This is a genomic window from Anaerolineales bacterium, from assembly GCA_019637755.1.
In the GTDB taxonomy this organism is placed as follows: Bacteria; Chloroflexota; Anaerolineae; order Anaerolineales; family UBA11579; genus JAMCZK01.
Window position 1 is genome coordinate 117,414 of sequence record JAHBVC010000002.1, and the last position, 14,733, is coordinate 132,146.

Annotated in this window: 17 protein-coding genes and 1 tRNA gene; 1 reads left to right on the plus strand and 17 read right to left on the minus strand. The window is 62.1% G+C overall.

The features are described 5' to 3' along the window. Position 1 precedes the first annotated feature (1 nt). The 15 genes from KF821_08370 to KF821_08440 form a co-directional block, all read right to left on the minus strand. The gene (locus KF821_08370; protein MBX3005820.1) at positions 2-274 is read right to left on the minus strand and encodes an HPr family phosphocarrier protein; all 273 of its coding nucleotides are present in this window, start codon (positions 272-274) and stop codon (positions 2-4) included. Then, the gene (locus KF821_08375; GenBank protein ID MBX3005821.1) at positions 271-663 is read right to left on the minus strand and encodes a hypothetical protein; all 393 of its coding nucleotides are present in this window, start codon (positions 661-663) and stop codon (positions 271-273) included. The genes KF821_08370 and KF821_08375 overlap by 4 nt, the downstream gene beginning before the upstream one ends. Beyond that, positions 660-1,145 (minus strand): PTS sugar transporter subunit IIA, encoded by a 486-nt coding sequence (locus KF821_08380; protein MBX3005822.1) that lies wholly within the window; start codon positions 1,143-1,145, stop codon positions 660-662. The genes KF821_08375 and KF821_08380 overlap by 4 nt, the downstream gene beginning before the upstream one ends. Next, a complete protein-coding gene (locus KF821_08385; GenBank protein ID MBX3005823.1) occupies positions 1,142-1,804 on the minus strand; it encodes a hypothetical protein in 663 nt (220 codons plus the stop codon). Before KF821_08385 ends, KF821_08380 begins: the two co-directional genes overlap by 4 nt. A gap of 5 nt (positions 1,805-1,809) precedes the next feature. Then, on the minus strand, positions 1,810-2,616 hold the full coding sequence (locus tag KF821_08390; GenBank protein ID MBX3005824.1) for a BtpA/SgcQ family protein: 807 nt from the start codon (positions 2,614-2,616) through the stop codon (positions 1,810-1,812). A 97-nt stretch (positions 2,617-2,713) separates the two neighbouring features. Beyond that, positions 2,714-4,066, minus strand: coding sequence for a hypothetical protein (locus KF821_08395; GenBank protein MBX3005825.1), 1,353 nt, complete (start codon positions 4,064-4,066; stop codon positions 2,714-2,716). Positions 4,067-4,084: 18 nt separating this feature from the next. Further along, positions 4,085-4,375: a PTS sugar transporter subunit IIB gene (locus KF821_08400; protein ID MBX3005826.1), complete on the minus strand. Its 291-nt coding sequence runs from the start codon at positions 4,373-4,375 to the stop codon at positions 4,085-4,087. A gap of 100 nt (positions 4,376-4,475) precedes the next feature. After that, the gene (locus tag KF821_08405; GenBank protein ID MBX3005827.1) at positions 4,476-5,288 is read right to left on the minus strand and encodes a DeoR/GlpR transcriptional regulator; all 813 of its coding nucleotides are present in this window, start codon (positions 5,286-5,288) and stop codon (positions 4,476-4,478) included. A gap of 81 nt (positions 5,289-5,369) precedes the next feature. Beyond that, positions 5,370-6,491, minus strand: coding sequence for a VWA domain-containing protein (locus KF821_08410; protein MBX3005828.1), 1,122 nt, complete (start codon positions 6,489-6,491; stop codon positions 5,370-5,372). A gap of 2 nt (positions 6,492-6,493) precedes the next feature. Further along, positions 6,494-7,351, minus strand: coding sequence for an FHA domain-containing protein (locus tag KF821_08415; GenBank protein ID MBX3005829.1), 858 nt, complete (start codon positions 7,349-7,351; stop codon positions 6,494-6,496). Next, the gene (locus tag KF821_08420) at positions 7,348-8,118 is read right to left on the minus strand and encodes a Mov34/MPN/PAD-1 family protein (GenBank protein MBX3005830.1); all 771 of its coding nucleotides are present in this window, start codon (positions 8,116-8,118) and stop codon (positions 7,348-7,350) included. Before KF821_08420 ends, KF821_08415 begins: the two co-directional genes overlap by 4 nt. Positions 8,119-8,184: 66 nt before the next feature. After that, positions 8,185-8,451, minus strand: coding sequence for an EsaB/YukD family protein (locus KF821_08425; protein ID MBX3005831.1), 267 nt, complete (start codon positions 8,449-8,451; stop codon positions 8,185-8,187). 23 nt (positions 8,452-8,474) lie between these two features. Then, positions 8,475-9,323, minus strand: a complete 849-nt coding sequence (locus KF821_08430) for a hypothetical protein (protein ID MBX3005832.1) — start codon at positions 9,321-9,323, stop codon at positions 8,475-8,477. A gap of 16 nt (positions 9,324-9,339) precedes the next feature. Further along, positions 9,340-10,194: a hypothetical protein gene (locus tag KF821_08435; GenBank protein ID MBX3005833.1), complete on the minus strand. Its 855-nt coding sequence runs from the start codon at positions 10,192-10,194 to the stop codon at positions 9,340-9,342. A 20-nt stretch (positions 10,195-10,214) separates the two neighbouring features. After that, on the minus strand, positions 10,215-11,831 hold the full coding sequence (locus KF821_08440; GenBank protein MBX3005834.1) for a ThiF family adenylyltransferase: 1,617 nt from the start codon (positions 11,829-11,831) through the stop codon (positions 10,215-10,217). Positions 11,832-12,017: 186 nt separating this feature from the next. Between KF821_08440 and KF821_08445 the strand changes: the two genes are divergently transcribed. Continuing rightward, positions 12,018-12,091: transfer RNA gene (locus tag KF821_08445), tRNA-Arg, on the plus strand. A gap of 529 nt (positions 12,092-12,620) precedes the next feature. On the opposite strand, the gene KF821_08450 is transcribed toward KF821_08445, so the two are convergent. Together KF821_08450 and KF821_08455 are read right to left on the minus strand one after the other, a co-directional pair. Next, positions 12,621-13,043: a hypothetical protein gene (locus KF821_08450; GenBank protein MBX3005835.1), complete on the minus strand. Its 423-nt coding sequence runs from the start codon at positions 13,041-13,043 to the stop codon at positions 12,621-12,623. Further along, positions 13,040-14,602, minus strand: coding sequence for a hypothetical protein (locus tag KF821_08455; protein ID MBX3005836.1), 1,563 nt, complete (start codon positions 14,600-14,602; stop codon positions 13,040-13,042). Before KF821_08455 ends, KF821_08450 begins: the two co-directional genes overlap by 4 nt. Positions 14,603-14,733 lie beyond the last annotated feature (131 nt).

The following is a 14,733-nucleotide window of genomic DNA, read 5'->3' on the forward strand; positions in this document are numbered from 1 at the left end:
GCTAAACGGCGAAATCGCTCTCGACCAATTGGCGCAAGGCCGCGGCGGCCTCGGCTTCATCTTCCCCATAAATTTGCAGCTCGATCACCTGGCCTTTGCCCACGCCGAGCGTAAGCACGCTGAGGATGCTTTTGGCATTCACCCAGGCCGAGGCGCTGGTGAGGTTGCGAATCTGCACATCCGCTTTGAATTTGGCGGCCTGCTGCACAAACTGAGCAGCGGGGCGGGCGTGTAAGCCCACCTCATTGATGATGGTGAGTTCCAGCGTGGTCACGATAGCTTCCTTTGCATGCGTTCCAATGTGCGCTCGGCCGCCAGACGGGTCTGGCGCGGGTCTAGCAAGCGTTCGGCGTTCTCGGCGGTGCAGGCGTGCAAGCGCAAGTGGCCGCGGCGGGTGAGCCAGGGGAAGCGCAAGCCGGCCACCGCCGCCGACCAGTTAAGCCGCAGGGTCTGCGGCAGCACCAGGCGGCCATCCTCGCCAGGCTTGGCGCCGGCCAGCAGGGCGGCGATGGCCTGCTGCTGCACATGATCGTAATTGCGCCAAGCCAGCAGCACCACTACGCCATAGGCGACGAAGAGCAGGTTCACCCAGCTATTGGCCTGATACCAGGCCAATAACGGTGGGCCCCATTCGCCGGTCAGGCTGAGCAACCAGGCGCTCACCGCCCCACCCCTTTGGCGGCATCGACCAATTGCAACGCGGCCTGCACATCCTGCACATCGCTGGCCGCCACCAGGCGGGCCACGATGCGCGGGTTTTGCAACAGCACCGCCACCTGGCCAAGCGCCTCGATCTGCGATTTCGGATCGTTGAGCGCCAGCATCACCACCAGACGCACGGCCACTTCTTCCTCTTTGTTGACCATGTTGCGAAAGCTGACCGGCTGGCTGAGGGTGGCCAGCGCCAGGGCCGAGCTCTCGACATATTCAAGATCAACGTGCGGCAAGGCGGCGTTGTATTCGCCGGCCAGGGCCAGCCCGGTGGGCATTTTGCGTTCGCGTTCAAGCGTGGCTTCTACAAAGCCGTCTTTCACTTTGCCAGCCGCTTGCAGGCCGCCGCCCAGGCAGCGGATAACCTCTTCGGCTGATTGCGCCTCCACGTTCAGGTGAATGGCTTCAGGGGCGAGAAGATCAAAAATGCTCATGGGTGTAGTGCCTTTTGCAGTTTCGCGAGATTGGTGCTGATCTGCCCAGCGGCAAACACCGCCCGGCCGGCGACGACCTGGCCGGCGCCGGCCTGCACTGCCGCGGCGATGGTGGCGGCATCGATGCCACCATCCGCCACGATGGCCAGGTGCGGGGCGTGGTGCTGCGCCCAGCGGCGCGCCGCCTCTACTTTGGCCAGCACCTGGGGCAGAAAGGGCATATCTGGCTCTTCTGGCTCGCTGGTGAGCAGGATGACGAAATCCAAACAATCCGCCAGGTACTCCAAGGCAGGCCAGGGGGTCTTAGGGTTAAAAGCCAGCCCGGCGCGCAGGCCGTGCTGGCGAATCATCTGTAGGTGGCGGCGTGGGTAGGCACTGGCCTCGTAATGGAAGCTGATCGCGCTGGCACCCGCGGCGGCCACCCAGGCAATCACTTCCTCCGGGTTGGAGACCATCAGGTGCACATCGAGGGCGAAGCGCCCATCGCCGTGCAGGTGCGCGATCAAGCGCGTGCCCAGGTTCATCACCGGCACAAAGTGGCCATCTTCAATGTCCACATGCAGGGTGCGAATGCCCGCAGCGTACAGCTCGGCCAGCGCCGGCTGCAAATCCAGCAGCGGCGCCGAGACGATCGATGGCAGCACTTGCACCGTAGCCATGGGTATCAGCCGCGAATTTTGCGCACAACCGTCATGAACTCTTCGACCCGCTGGGGGTCTACCGGGTTCCAGATGTAGTTATCACGCTTGAAGGTGGTGCCGACCACAACGCCATCGGCGGCGGCCAGTTGCTGCTGCACGTTGGCCAGGCGCACCCCGGTGTTGGCAAACACGGGCACCTCGCCCACCACAGCCTTCACTTCTTCCAGCGCTTGCTGCGAAGTTTCCTTGCCGGCGGTGAGGCCGGAGACGCACAGCGCATCCGGGCGGGCATTGAACGCGGTGGAGCGGGCAATTTCGGCCAGCGGGCGGCCGCCGAGGTAGACGGCGGCTTCGGGCACAATGTTGAAGAGCAGGCGTACATCCTGCGCGCCAATGGCGTGCTGGTGGCGCACGATCTTGCCGGCGTTGGTGTTCCACAAGCCGAAATCGCTGGCGTATACGCCGGTGAAGATCTCACGCACGAAGGACGCGCCCACCGCTTTGGCCAAGTCCAGCGAGGCGTACGGATCCCACAAGACGTTGACGCCGAAGGGAATACGCACCTGGTGCAATAGCTCGCCGATCACACGCGCCATGCAGGCCACGGTGATCTGCTCGACATCGGTGAGATACGGAAGGCTGGCCTCATTGGAGAACATCACCGCATCGACCCCGCCGGCCTGGAGTGCCTCCAGGTCGGCACGCACATGCTCGATGATGTAGCCCATGCCCTTCTCGGCGTCATAGCCGGGGTCCCCTGGCAGCGGCGGCATATGCACCATGGCAATCACCGGTTTCGTGGTTTTGAAGAGATCGTTAATCCAGCTCATTTCCGTTTCGTCCTCGCAGAACAATGATTTACTCCCCGTCTGGCGGGGGGTGAGGGGAATCACCCCCGCCGCGCGGGATGCTTCAGTACAACTGGGCTTAGGCGCCCAGCGGGTACTTGCGTTTGAGCCAGTACAGGCCGCCGAGCAGCACGAGGCTGACGACGACTGCGATGGCCGCAGGGGATTGGAACAGGTAGTACAGACCGTAGGAGACAGGCATGGCGCCATCGCTCATCACGGTGTAGGCGCCAAAGCCGGCCGGAATGTCGAGGCCGGCGGCGCTGCTGTTGACCAACTGGGTGACCGCGGGGGCCAGCAAGGTGGTGAAGATCAGGCCAACGCCCATGACGATGGCACCGAGCAGCGTGGTGAGGATCACATCGCCGGCCACGAGGGGCGCCAGCAACGCGGCCACGAACACACCATCGGCCAAGTCAATGAACGGCAGGGTGCGGTTGCCCAGCGGGGAAAGCGCCAGGGCCAGCAGGATCTCGACCGGCACCATCAGCAGGCCAGCGGCGATCACGGTGGGGTTACCCGCCAGAATGGCCGAGTCCATACCGATGTAAAACTCACGCTTGCCAAAACGCTTGGCCATGAACTTGCGGGCGGCTTCGGCCACCGGGGTGAGCGCCTCGACCAGGATGGCCACCATGCGCGGGATCAAAAGCATCACCGCGGCGATGTTGACGGCAGTGAGGATGACATCGGTGGCCGACTGGCCGGCGAAGAAGGCCAGCAGCAAACCGATCACGAAGCCCAGCACCATCGGCTCGCCGATGAGGCCAAGGCGTTTGCGAATGGTGTCGGGATCGACATTCATCTTGGCCAGGAACGGGATGCGCTTGAACAACGCCGCGAAGGGCGCAGCCAGGAGCATGTAGCTGGCGGACTGCAGATGGGGGATGGAGATACCGGGGATCTTGAAGTGCTTCTGCACCAAGGGAGCAGACCAATCCGCCAGGAACAAAGCCACCACCAGCGAGAAGGCCGCGGCGTACAGCGCCAGGGCGAAGCTGCCAGTGACATAGTGAACGATGGCGCCGACGAAGGCCATATGCCAGAAGTTCCAGATATCCACATCGAGGGTCTGCGTCAGGCCAAGCGCCAGCAGCACCAGGTTGAGCACAATGCCCAAGGGGATGATCAGGTTGCCGACGGGGGTACCGAAGGCCAGCGCCGAGGCGGCCGGCCAACCGATATCGATCACGTCGAGGCCGGTGCCGGTGTTCTGCGCAAAGGCTTCACCGATGACACTCACCGTGCTGCCCAACAGGCCCACGGTGAGGAAGATGCCGACGAAGGCCACCGCGGTCATCAGACCGCTGCGGATGGCGCTATCCCATTTTTGACCGAGGATCACACCGAGAATGGCGATCACCACGGGCAGCACGATCAATGGACCGAGTGCATTAAGGAATTCGCCAATTGAGGTAAGAAAACCTTCCATAGCTTGATTTCTCCTTTGTTATTCCTGCTTCTTGAGTACGACAGCTAGTTCACTCAACGTTTCTTCCTGGCCAACCCCAGTGATCAGTGAAATGCCATTGATCACCGGCACCAACGAATGAAATTCTTGCGGAATCTCCGTGGTGGCCACGATCACATCGGCATCCACGCGATCAGGCGAGATCTCCGTCACGCGATATTGATTGACGATGGCGGCGATATGTTCCTCCTCCAGGAAACTCTCCACCTTCAACCGCATCATGGTTGAGGTGGCGATCCCAGTGGCGCACACAACCCAAACTTTCTTCATAACAGTACTCCTTCACCCAAATTGGGTTGGCAGGAAACGATTTTTGTGAACCGATCTTGACACTCTGCTCTTACGCGTCACCTCCTCCTCCCACACACATTTAGTCCGCGAGAATGACTTCAATCCCGCGGGCGCGAATTTGCTCACTTAAGCTGGCTGGGATGGCGGCATCGGTAATGATCGCATCCGCCAGATCCAGCGCGCCCACCGAAGCAAAGGTGGAGCGCTCAAATTTGCTGCTATCCGCCAGCACATACACCTCGTTGGCCGAGGCCACCAGGGCGCGCTTGACGAAGGCATCATCGAGGTTGTATTCGGTGAAGCCTTCTTGCACATCGATCGCGCCTACGCCGATAAAGGCTTTATCGACGTGCAGCTCGCGCAGCATATTGTGGGCGTAATCGCCCACCAGCGACATTTCGCCGGGGCGCACCACCCCGCCGGTAACGATGAGGCGCAAGCCCGAATTGGAATGAAAGCGTTCGGAGATCGCCAGGGCGATGGAAAGGCTGGCGGTGACGATGGTGAGGTTGATGCGCGGCGTCAGGAACTCCACCATTTCAAAGGTGGTGGTGCTGTTATCCAGCGCCAGGCTGTCGCCATCCACAACGAAGGCCGCCGCCCGTTGGGCGATGGCCTTCTTTTGGGCCGTGTTCTCCACGGCGCGGCTCTTGTAGGGCGGCTCGTAGCTGCGGCTGGCGCCAAGCATGGCGCCGCCGTGTACGCGGCGTAAAAGGCCCTGGCGATCGAGCTCATGCAGGTCACGGCGAATGGTCATCTCCGAGACCTGCAAGCGTTCACACAGATCCGCTACGCTGGCGGCGCTATTGGCTTTAAGGAAATTAAGGATCTCCTTTTGGCGGCCCTGCTTGTCCAGACCCGCCGGCCCGTTGTTTGAATAAACATTGTTCATGTTCGTAAGAACATGATAAGGGCCTTTTTAGCCAAAAGTCAAGCGCGCCAGGGCCATTTACGGGTAATTTGATGAGAAATTTTAATCTTTCAGCTTGATGCGCGGCCGTTTGCGCCCCAAAGTTGCCCGTTTGGGCCGCGGCCCCGCTCCGGCGGGGCGCAGCGCGCTCACCAACATCGGCAGCGCCACCAGCAGCGCCAAGCCGGCAACAATCGCGGCAAACTGCGTCCAGGCAGCCGGTTGCGCCACCTCAGGCACCAGGCCGCCGGGGTTGTATCGAGCGAAGCTCGATTGGCCGTTGCCTGCGGCAACGGCGCTGGCGGGGGCGAGGCTGACGCTGAGGGAGCGATTGACGCCATCGCGCAGGCTGGCGGGCGAGATGTAGCTGAGCTGGTATTCGCTCTGCAAGCCAGCGGAGAAGCGCGCGTACAAGGCAGCCAGGCTCTCGGCATCCTCGGCGTAGCCGTACTGGCCGCCGGCCTGCTCGGCCAACTGCTGCAACCCGGGCTGATCGATGCCGGTCATGCGGTCACCCCCCGGCGTGCCGAGGCCGACTATAGAGATCGAAGCGCCCACCGTGTTCAAACGCTCCAGCACGGCCGGGGCGCTGTACTGGCTGGAGTTATCCAAGCCATCGGTGAGCACGATGATCGCCTTGCGGCCGGAGACGCCGTCCAAGCCATCCAACGCGTGCATCAAGGCGTTGTACATGGCGGTGTCATCATCGCCCTGCAGGCTGTCGATGGCGGTATGCAAGGCGCCCTGGTCGGCGGTGAGATCCTGCACCGTGTGCACCTGGGTGTTAAAGGCGATCAGGCCAGTTTGATCTTGCGCCCGCATGCGCTCCACAAACTGGTGCGCGGCCGCCTTGGCGGCGTCCAGCTTGCCATCCGGGTTCATACTGCCGGAGACATCCATCACCAGGTAGGTGGCCAACGCTTCCACCTCGCCCACCCCTTCGATGCGATCGACGGCGATGGGTTGGCCATCTTCCATGATCTGCAGGCGGCCCGGATCGACGGGGGCTGGGTTGCCTTGTGCATCGGTGACGGCGACGAACAAGGTGACGCGCGGGAACTGGCTGGTGTCCACCTGAGTGATGCGCACCTGCAAAGCCTCCTGGGCCAGGGGCGCAAAGGCCAGGCTGGAGAGCAGGTTGAGCGCGATCAGCAGGCTGAGGACAAAGCGAGTGAATGTATGCATGCTTACCTCTTCTCGTGATAGACCAGTTGGGTATTGCCCAGGCGAATGGCTTGCTCATCCAACAAACGCGCTTGCTGCACTTTGTGCCCGTTGATGTAGGTACCCTTCTGGCTCATGTCACGGATGTTCATGTGGGTATCGCCGCCGGTGAGAATGGCGTGCTGCGGGTCAATATCCGGATCCGGCAGCACAATGTCTGCCTTGAGGGCGCTGCTGCCCACATAGGCGGTAGGCCCGTTGGCGTGAATGAATTTATCCAGCACGAATTCGGTGCCTTTGAGTTTGCCGCTGACCACTTCCAGCCAGGCACGCGAGAGCAGCAAGACGATCAGCGCGATCAGCGCGCCGATGGCCGCGCCCAGCAGGCCCAGGCCAATCGCCTTGCCGATGAGCGCATCCGCAAGGCGCACACGCGCCAGCTCCAACAGCAGGCCGCCCAGCGCCCCACCCAACAGGCCGCCCAGAGCCGGCTTCCACATCTGCGAGCCGCTGCTGAAGCCCAGCCCGGCGCCAATGAAGCCGCCGAACACGGCCCAGCCCACGGCACGCGTCCACGCTTCGCCGCCCAGCAGTTGGAAGGCGCCCTCGGCCAGTGGCAGGCCGATAGCACCGCCCACCAGGCCGAACAGGCCATTTTGCAAACCGGCGCGCAGGGCATAACCGGCGCTGTGTAAGGCTACGCCTTCGCTTGTGCCGATGAGCGCGCCGATGCAGAAGCCGATCAGTCCGCCCACTACGACCTCACTGAGATAGACGTTCTGTGCAAACGACAGGCCGAGCACATTGCTGACCTGCCAACCGATCAGGCCGCCAATGGCGCCCAACAGGGTGTAGTAATACAAACGCGTGATGCGGCTCATGAATCAGCCTCCGTTTGAGATTGGGATAGTTGCTCGCCCGCCTGTGGAGTGTGTTCCGCAGGTGAGGGCGAAGCAGGCGCAGTGGGCTGCGTGTCTTCGGCCGGCGGCTGTGCGCTGGCGGGATGGGCTTTGAGGTTGCCCCACTCCACTACGCTTTCCGTCCCGGCGGCATGCAGCTCATAGAAGCCGCGGTACTTGCGCGGTGAGAGTTCGCCCGCCTGACGCACGAACACGCCGCCGTATTTGGAATGTGGCTCCACCACCAGGGCAATTTGCCAAGGCTGCGGGAAGAAGTGATCGTGCAGCCAGGTGTCATAGCCAGAAAGAAAGATGCCCATACGTGGGTGGGTGTGATACCAACCCACAATGCACTTGTCTTCGTATTGCTCTTCCAGCGCAGACAGCATGGCTACCTGGCTGTCATGCGTGAAGGTGAGGAAGGTGCTGCCTGAGCGCACTTGCTGCGCGGGCAGCAACGCCTCCACGATGATGAATTCAGTACCGGCCTGCGCATCATGGCACCAGCGCCCCGCCAACCAGCCGCCCACCTCGTTGTCCATGTCGCTGGCGGCATGCACGCTAATGGTCTTGAACACATCTTGCGTCAAGAACACCGGCAGCGGCGGCTGGGCACTGTCTTCGCCCGCGGCCAGCCAGCGCTGGGCACGCGCCAGCGGCAGGCGCGCCGACTCGGGCGCGTGCTTGGCGCGCTGTAGCCCGGCGGCGTGTCCTTTGGGCTTGGTGGGGTCAGAGGTATTTGTGCTCATAATGCGGCCTTTGGCGGGGTGCGTGCCTGAGGGGAAGCAGGCACGCACCCCGTGCAAGCAGGCGGCTTAGCCCGCGGTGACGTCGGCAGTGATGATGAGACGGTCGTCGGCTGGTACGCCAGCCGCTTCCAGAGTCTCATCTTCTTTGAGCTCGCGGCCCAGCGCCTTGCTGTCCAGGCGGTAGCCCATCGGGCGGCCGTCGGGGCCAGTGGTGGGCAGCTCCAGCGTGGTGGCCAGCTCAGGAATGAGCTCCTTCACTTCCACATCGTTGGGCACTTCGGCGGTGCGGCTGCCCCCGGAGGGCAGTACTACGGTTACAGGAATATCAGCCATGTCTAGTCTCCTTTGGTAGACGATTACTTCAACTTGATACGGGGCTTTTGCTTGTCAGCGGGCTGCTTCTTGATGTGCACGCGCTCAGGGCGCAGCAGCTCACGCGTATCCACGGGGAAAAAGTGGGGATGCTTCTTGCGGTAGGCACGGCTCCAACGGGCAGCCTCAGCATCCCAGGGGAATGGCGGCTTGGTGGGGTCATCGTGAAAGTTCTTGTACTGCACCATCTCGCCAATCATCAGCACCAGGCGGTCCAGCGAGCGGCTGGCCGTCCACCAGGCGGCATCCACGCACACCGTGCCATTGAGGTGGTTGATGTTGGGGTGCCACACCGGCGTGAGCCACTTCATGCCCGGCCAGCGCTGCGGATATTGGTTGTGCAGGTAGATCTCGACCTGATGTTTGTCGCCTAGCATCGGCTCACCTTTGTGATTGACGGCGATAACGCCCTTGCACTTGTAGGTGACGATGTAGGTCTCCGGCGGCAGGTTGCGGTTAGCAGAGACGGCCTTGAACTCGATCAGGTCGCTCTGGGCGGCCAGCTCCTGCATGCGCTGCAGGTCTGCCTTGAGGCGGCGCATACGCGGGCTTTCGCCCAGGCTGACCGCGCCGGCGGTGATGTCGGCGGTCAAGATCAGGCGGTCTTCAGCCGGCACAGTGGCGGTTCCGAGCGTCTCGTCTTCTTTGAGCTCGCGGCCCAGCGCCTTGCTGTCCAGGCGGTAGCCCATCGGGCGGCCGTCTGGCCCTACGGTAGGCAACGCCAGCAGCGAGACCAGCTCCACCACCAATTCACGCACAGGAGCATCATCCGGCAGCTCCGCTTTGCGAGCGCCGCCGTTGGGCAGGATGATGGTTACCTCAATGTCAGCCATGTGTTCTCCTCAACTCTCAGTTCTGGTATGCGTGTGGCACCTGGCACACGCCAGTAATTTCCCAACAATCTGCGTGGTGCCAGGTCTTGCAGATCTTGCAGATCTTCACGCCGCGACGGTCATTCTTGGTGACCGGCTCGAGGCAATACGGGCAGACATGTTGCTCGCGCGCACTGAGCGTGATGCCCGTACCGCGGGCCGCGCGCGTGCGCGCCGGCTTGGCTGAGCGCAGCTTGCGTGCCGGCGCTGTGTCAGGCGGCGCAACAAAGCGAGACACGAAGCGTGCCCAGCGCGAGCGCGGCGCAGGTGATTGACGAGACGTTGTGGTGCGCACGCGGCTTTGGGAGGGCGAGGCATGCCTCGCCCCTACGCCGATGCGAGGGCGCTCAGACGGCCCATGCGCTTGTACCGCCTCGGCCTCGTGCTGCTGCTCGCGCGGCTCCACCATCACGGTGCGGCGGCTGGGTGCCCAGGCGGCCTGCCCGGCGGCCACGGCCAGCGCGGCGACCAGCAGCTGGATGCCCGCATCCAGCGGGGTGGCGATGGCATAGGTACGCAGCAGGTTGAGGCCCACGAAGCCCAGCGTCAGCGGGCTGAGCACGGCCAGGGCAATGATGCAGGCGAACACGGCGGTAACGGCGCGCAAGGCGGCGCTGCGGTGCGCCAGCAGCCGGCGCGTGATGAAGCTGGCCGCCACCCCCATGCCGATGATGACGACAAACTTGAGCAGAAAGGGCGAGAAGCGCGCCGGCAGCACGAAGAGCAGCGTCAGCCCGGCAGCCACCAACACGGTGAACAGCACGCACAGCGTGATGCGCCCCACGGCGCTCTCCACGAAGCGGCTCTCGTCTCCCAGCAGAAATCGTCTCATCGCCAATGCCTGTGCCATGACTAGTCGATCAGGTGCACGCGCCCAGCAGGGCTTTCACCCGGCACCGCCTCACCCAGGCGCACACGCGGGGCGTGCAGGCCGGGCACCGCCTCATCAAAATCGTTGAAGTGCAGCGCGGTGGGCAGATCGCCCGTCAATTCATAGAAACGAAATTCGGCGCCATTTGTAGCGCGCAGAATGTGCAGCGGCGGCACACCGACGCTGTGCAGCGTGCGCTGCAAGAAGTCTTCGCTGCCGGTGATGCTGTGGGTCAGGTTGACCTCGCGCATCTCGCCACAGGTTGGGCAGTGGCCAGCCTCAAAGCTGACATCTGCCAACGGCTTGAGCACGTGCTCCACGGTGTTGCAGGCGGCGCAGTTGAGCGAGAGCACCAGCTCCTGGTCCAGCTCCAGCACGGTGTCTGGCCCCAGGTCGCCGCGGGCAATCTCGAGCAGCTCAGCCAGCGTATTGGTCTCGGCACGCAACGGCAACTCGGTCACATCGCCGTAGATCCAGTGGCTTTCGCACTCTGCATCGGGCACATAGGCAGTGGTGTGCATGAAATTGGTGTAGCCGTTGTAGTGCAGCACTTTGCCCGGCTCCACCGGCATGTTGTGAATCAGCTTGAGCGCCTCTTGCGATTGCATGGCGCCGATGATGGATGCGATGGTGGGCGTGGTGGGCACTTTGCCCAGCAAGATGTTCTGGCGCGCCAGCAGCGGGCACGAATAGCGCAGCGCCAAATCCCGGCGGGCTTGCTCCGTGAGCGTGCATTCAAAGCAGGCGCCATCGCCGGGCACGAACACACGCGTCAAGCCGAGCATCTCTTGAATCGCGCCGTCCACCCAGGGCTTGTTCATCCAATGGGCGAAGCGGTTCACCGCCAAACGCGCCTCACGATTATCGAGGCAGCCGATGATGACATCCATGCGGCGGAATACGCCCAAGCCGATGTCTGTGGTGACATCGCCGTGCAGCGATTGCACGCGCACATCCGGATTGACCTCAACGGCGCGTGCTGCGGCCAGGTGCGCCTTCTCACGGCCGCGGTCTTTCTCGCGGAACAGGATCGAGCGGCTCAGGTTGGCCGCCTCCACTTTGTCAAAGTCCACAATGTAGAGATGGCCAATGCCCATCAAGGCCAGGTTCTTGATGACCTCGTTGCCCAGCGCGCCCGCCCCCACCACCATCACCCGCGCATTCTGCACCTTCTCGCGCTCCCACCAGGAGATGAACTCGAAAGTGCCCAGGCGGTCTTCTTTGAGGTTGGGGATGTGCAACGGCTTCTCTTTGGCCACCGGCAAACGCTTGGGGCCATCGCTGGCCTTAGGTTTGTTCGCGCGCTTGGCAGGTGCAGGTGGGGCCACATCTGCGGCCAGTTGGCGCGCCTTGAGCATGCGCGCCGAGGTGAGCTCATTGACGAACCAGCCCACGCCCTGCTGGGCATCCAGCAAGCCCGCCTCGGAGAGGATGCGCAGCGCCTCGCGCAGCGAGGAGCGCCCCACACCGAGCTCTTTGATAAGGTCACGCTCGGCAGGCAACTGGCTGCCGGCGGCGTATTGGCCATTGAGCAAACCGGCCGCCAGGCGGCCAGCAATGAGTTCGGGGACAGATTTGCGTGGGATGGAATTGGGCATGTATGCAGCTCTCTGTGGTTTGTTGGTCAGACCAATATACCAGAGCAATCGCCGCAGAGTCAATCAGCAAGTTTGAGAAGTTATGTTCCCAAAGTAACGCAGCCGAAAGCAAGAAACTACGAACCACAAAGCCACAAAGAGCACAAAGAAAATTCTTGGCGGTAAGGCCTGTATAATTCTCCCCATGCTCCCGTAGCTCAGCTGGATAGAGCAACGGACTTCTAATCCGTAGGTCGCAGGTTCGAATCCTGCCGGGGGCGCTACGTTCCGCCTACGGCGGAACTAATTGAGTTTCTACTCGGCTTCGCCGAGTGACGAAACTCATAGGCAGCAGCCTACGTTCCGTCCTCGACCACAACTATCGAGTTTCACCTGGCTTCGCCGAGTGACGAAACTCATAGGCAGCAGCCTACGTTCCGTCCTCGACCACAACTATCGAGTTTCACCTGGCTTCGCCGAGTGACGAAACTCATAGGCAGCAGCCTACGTTCCGTCCTCGACCCACAACTAATCGAGTTTCACCTGGCTTCGCCGAGTGACGAAACTCTTAGGCAGCAGCCTACGTTCCGTCCTCGATCCACAACTAATCGAGTTTTCACCTGGCTTCGCCGAGTGACGAAACTCATAGGCAACAGCCTACGTTCCGTCCTCGCAATGACAGAATGCTAACTGGTTGCAGGGGCAGAACATTATGTGCGAGAAACCTTCGCTTTGCTCAGATGTACGCAGACAGATACGATTAACTGATTAACCGACTAAAGATTTCTTTGTGACTTTGTGGTTACAGGACTATTCAGCCGGAACGACGGGGCGGATGCCGCGGTAGACGCGCGCACCCGAGATGGTACGCAAGATCGTCTGCGCCGGGCGCCCCAGCAGCTCACCGAGTTGCTCTGAGCTCATCGGCTGGTTGCCATTCATCAGGAAGGCGCGGAAGACGCTCTCGACCAGCGAGGTGCCCTCGGCCAGCGGCCCACCCTGGCTGGCGTAGTGGCCCATCAGCAGGAATTGCAGAATGTTCATGCGGCGCACTTCGCCGGTGTGTGCATCCACCCAATCCACCAACTCATCACCGCGGATCTCGGCCAACTGGGCGTCTTGCTCGCTGCCCAGCAAGCCGCGTAGGTAGACGCGCCACTCGCGGTCATTCTCGCGCCACCAGTCAAAATCGATCTGGAAGGGCGTATCGGGCATGGGCTTGATCAGGCTCATTCGGCCTCCGCCATACGGAAGTGCAAATGGCCCACATGCTCATAGCGCGGGTTGCCGGTCAGCTCGGCCAGAATGCGGCCGGGCGGGCAGCGCAGGGTCAGGTTCACGGCCGAGTAGATCTCGGCGGCGTGCACATTGCCCTGCAGGCTGAGCTTGGAAAGCTCCTGCAGCGTTTGCGCGACGATGCTCTCCAGATGGGCCGGCTGGCTGGCGCGCTTGAGCCAGATGGCATCCAGCGCGGCCAGATCGCCAGGCAGATAGATCATCATGCGCTCATCAAAGGCGCCATTGACTTGCTGTTTGAGGGTGGCATACACCACGCCGCCATCGGCCCCCACCAACGCGGTACGCACCCACTCCTTGCTAGAGCGGTGCGCTTCGCTGGAGACGATGATCTCGCCGGGCTTTTCGCCGCGGCGCAAGCGGATCAGGCTGCCGGGCATCAGGCCGCGCTTTTGCAACCAACCCAGCAAACCGTAGATATAACGCTCGCTGCGCACCACCCAGCCAGGGAAGCTCTCGCCGTTCTTCTCATCCACAAAGGTGAAGCGCACGCGCGGCGATTCGATGGCACTGGGGAACAACTTGGCCATCTTGGGCGTCAGCGGCAGCGTGCCGCCGCGCCAGTGCGGGAAGATCAGCGAAACCTCGACGAGCTCAGGGGCATTGTCATCGAGCAGATTATGGAAAGAGAGTTCATCATCCAGCGAACGCACCAAATCACGCATGTCTTCGCTGAGCGGGCTGGGATCGAAACCCACCGGGGTGTATTGCAAATACAGCGGCAACTTCTGTACCGCTTCCGGCTCCAGGCGGCGCAAGAACCAGGCCACCTCACCAGTGGAGCCGACCTCGTCAAAGCGCGGGTCGTTCTGCAGCGCCAAATCCAGCGAGAATTCAGCCAGCTTGAGGTTCACACCGTCGGGCAGCTCCACCTCGCCCAGCAGTTGGCTGGTGGGCAGCGGGCCGCCGCCGGCCATATCCAGGATCGCCTCGGCCACATTGAGCTGGCCTGGGTCTACGTCAACAATCAGCGCCTTGGGGAACCAGCGCCCGGCAATGTAGACAAACTCGGGGCTGGAGCGCAGCGCTGCCAACAAGGCGGGCAGGATGTCTTTGGCGTGCTGTTGGGCCTGCACCGCAGCACTCGGCTGGTCAGCATCTGGCTTGGGCGGGTCATTCAAAGCATGCTGCGCCAGGCCTGCGGCAAACTCGCGCGTTCGGCCATCTTCCATTTCCAGCTGGATGACATCAAACCCGCTGCTATTGATCACCTCGGCCGGGCGCACGGCGCGCACCTGTCCGCCGATATTCTTGAGCGCGGGGAAATACACCCGGTCACCCACCGCATAGGTATCCTTGGGCAGGTAGGCGCGTTCGGCGGCTCCGTCTTTGGCTTGCGGGCGCGGGTTGGCGATGCGGTAGGCAATCAACTGCTCCGCCAACGCTTCCGAGCCTAACGGGGTCTCTTGCTCCAGCAGGTAGGCGGAGAGAAACTCGAGATCGGCGTCTTCGATGGAATAGGATTGCCAGTCAATGGGGTCTGTACTTCGTTGCATGAGAAACAGCGGCGGAATTATACCAAACCCTGCTAAGAAAGCTACAAAGTGAAGAGAAATCGATCAGGTGGCGGGTGGTTAGGTGGTCAGGTGGTCGATTGGTTAGTTGGTCGGTTGGTCAAAACCCATCT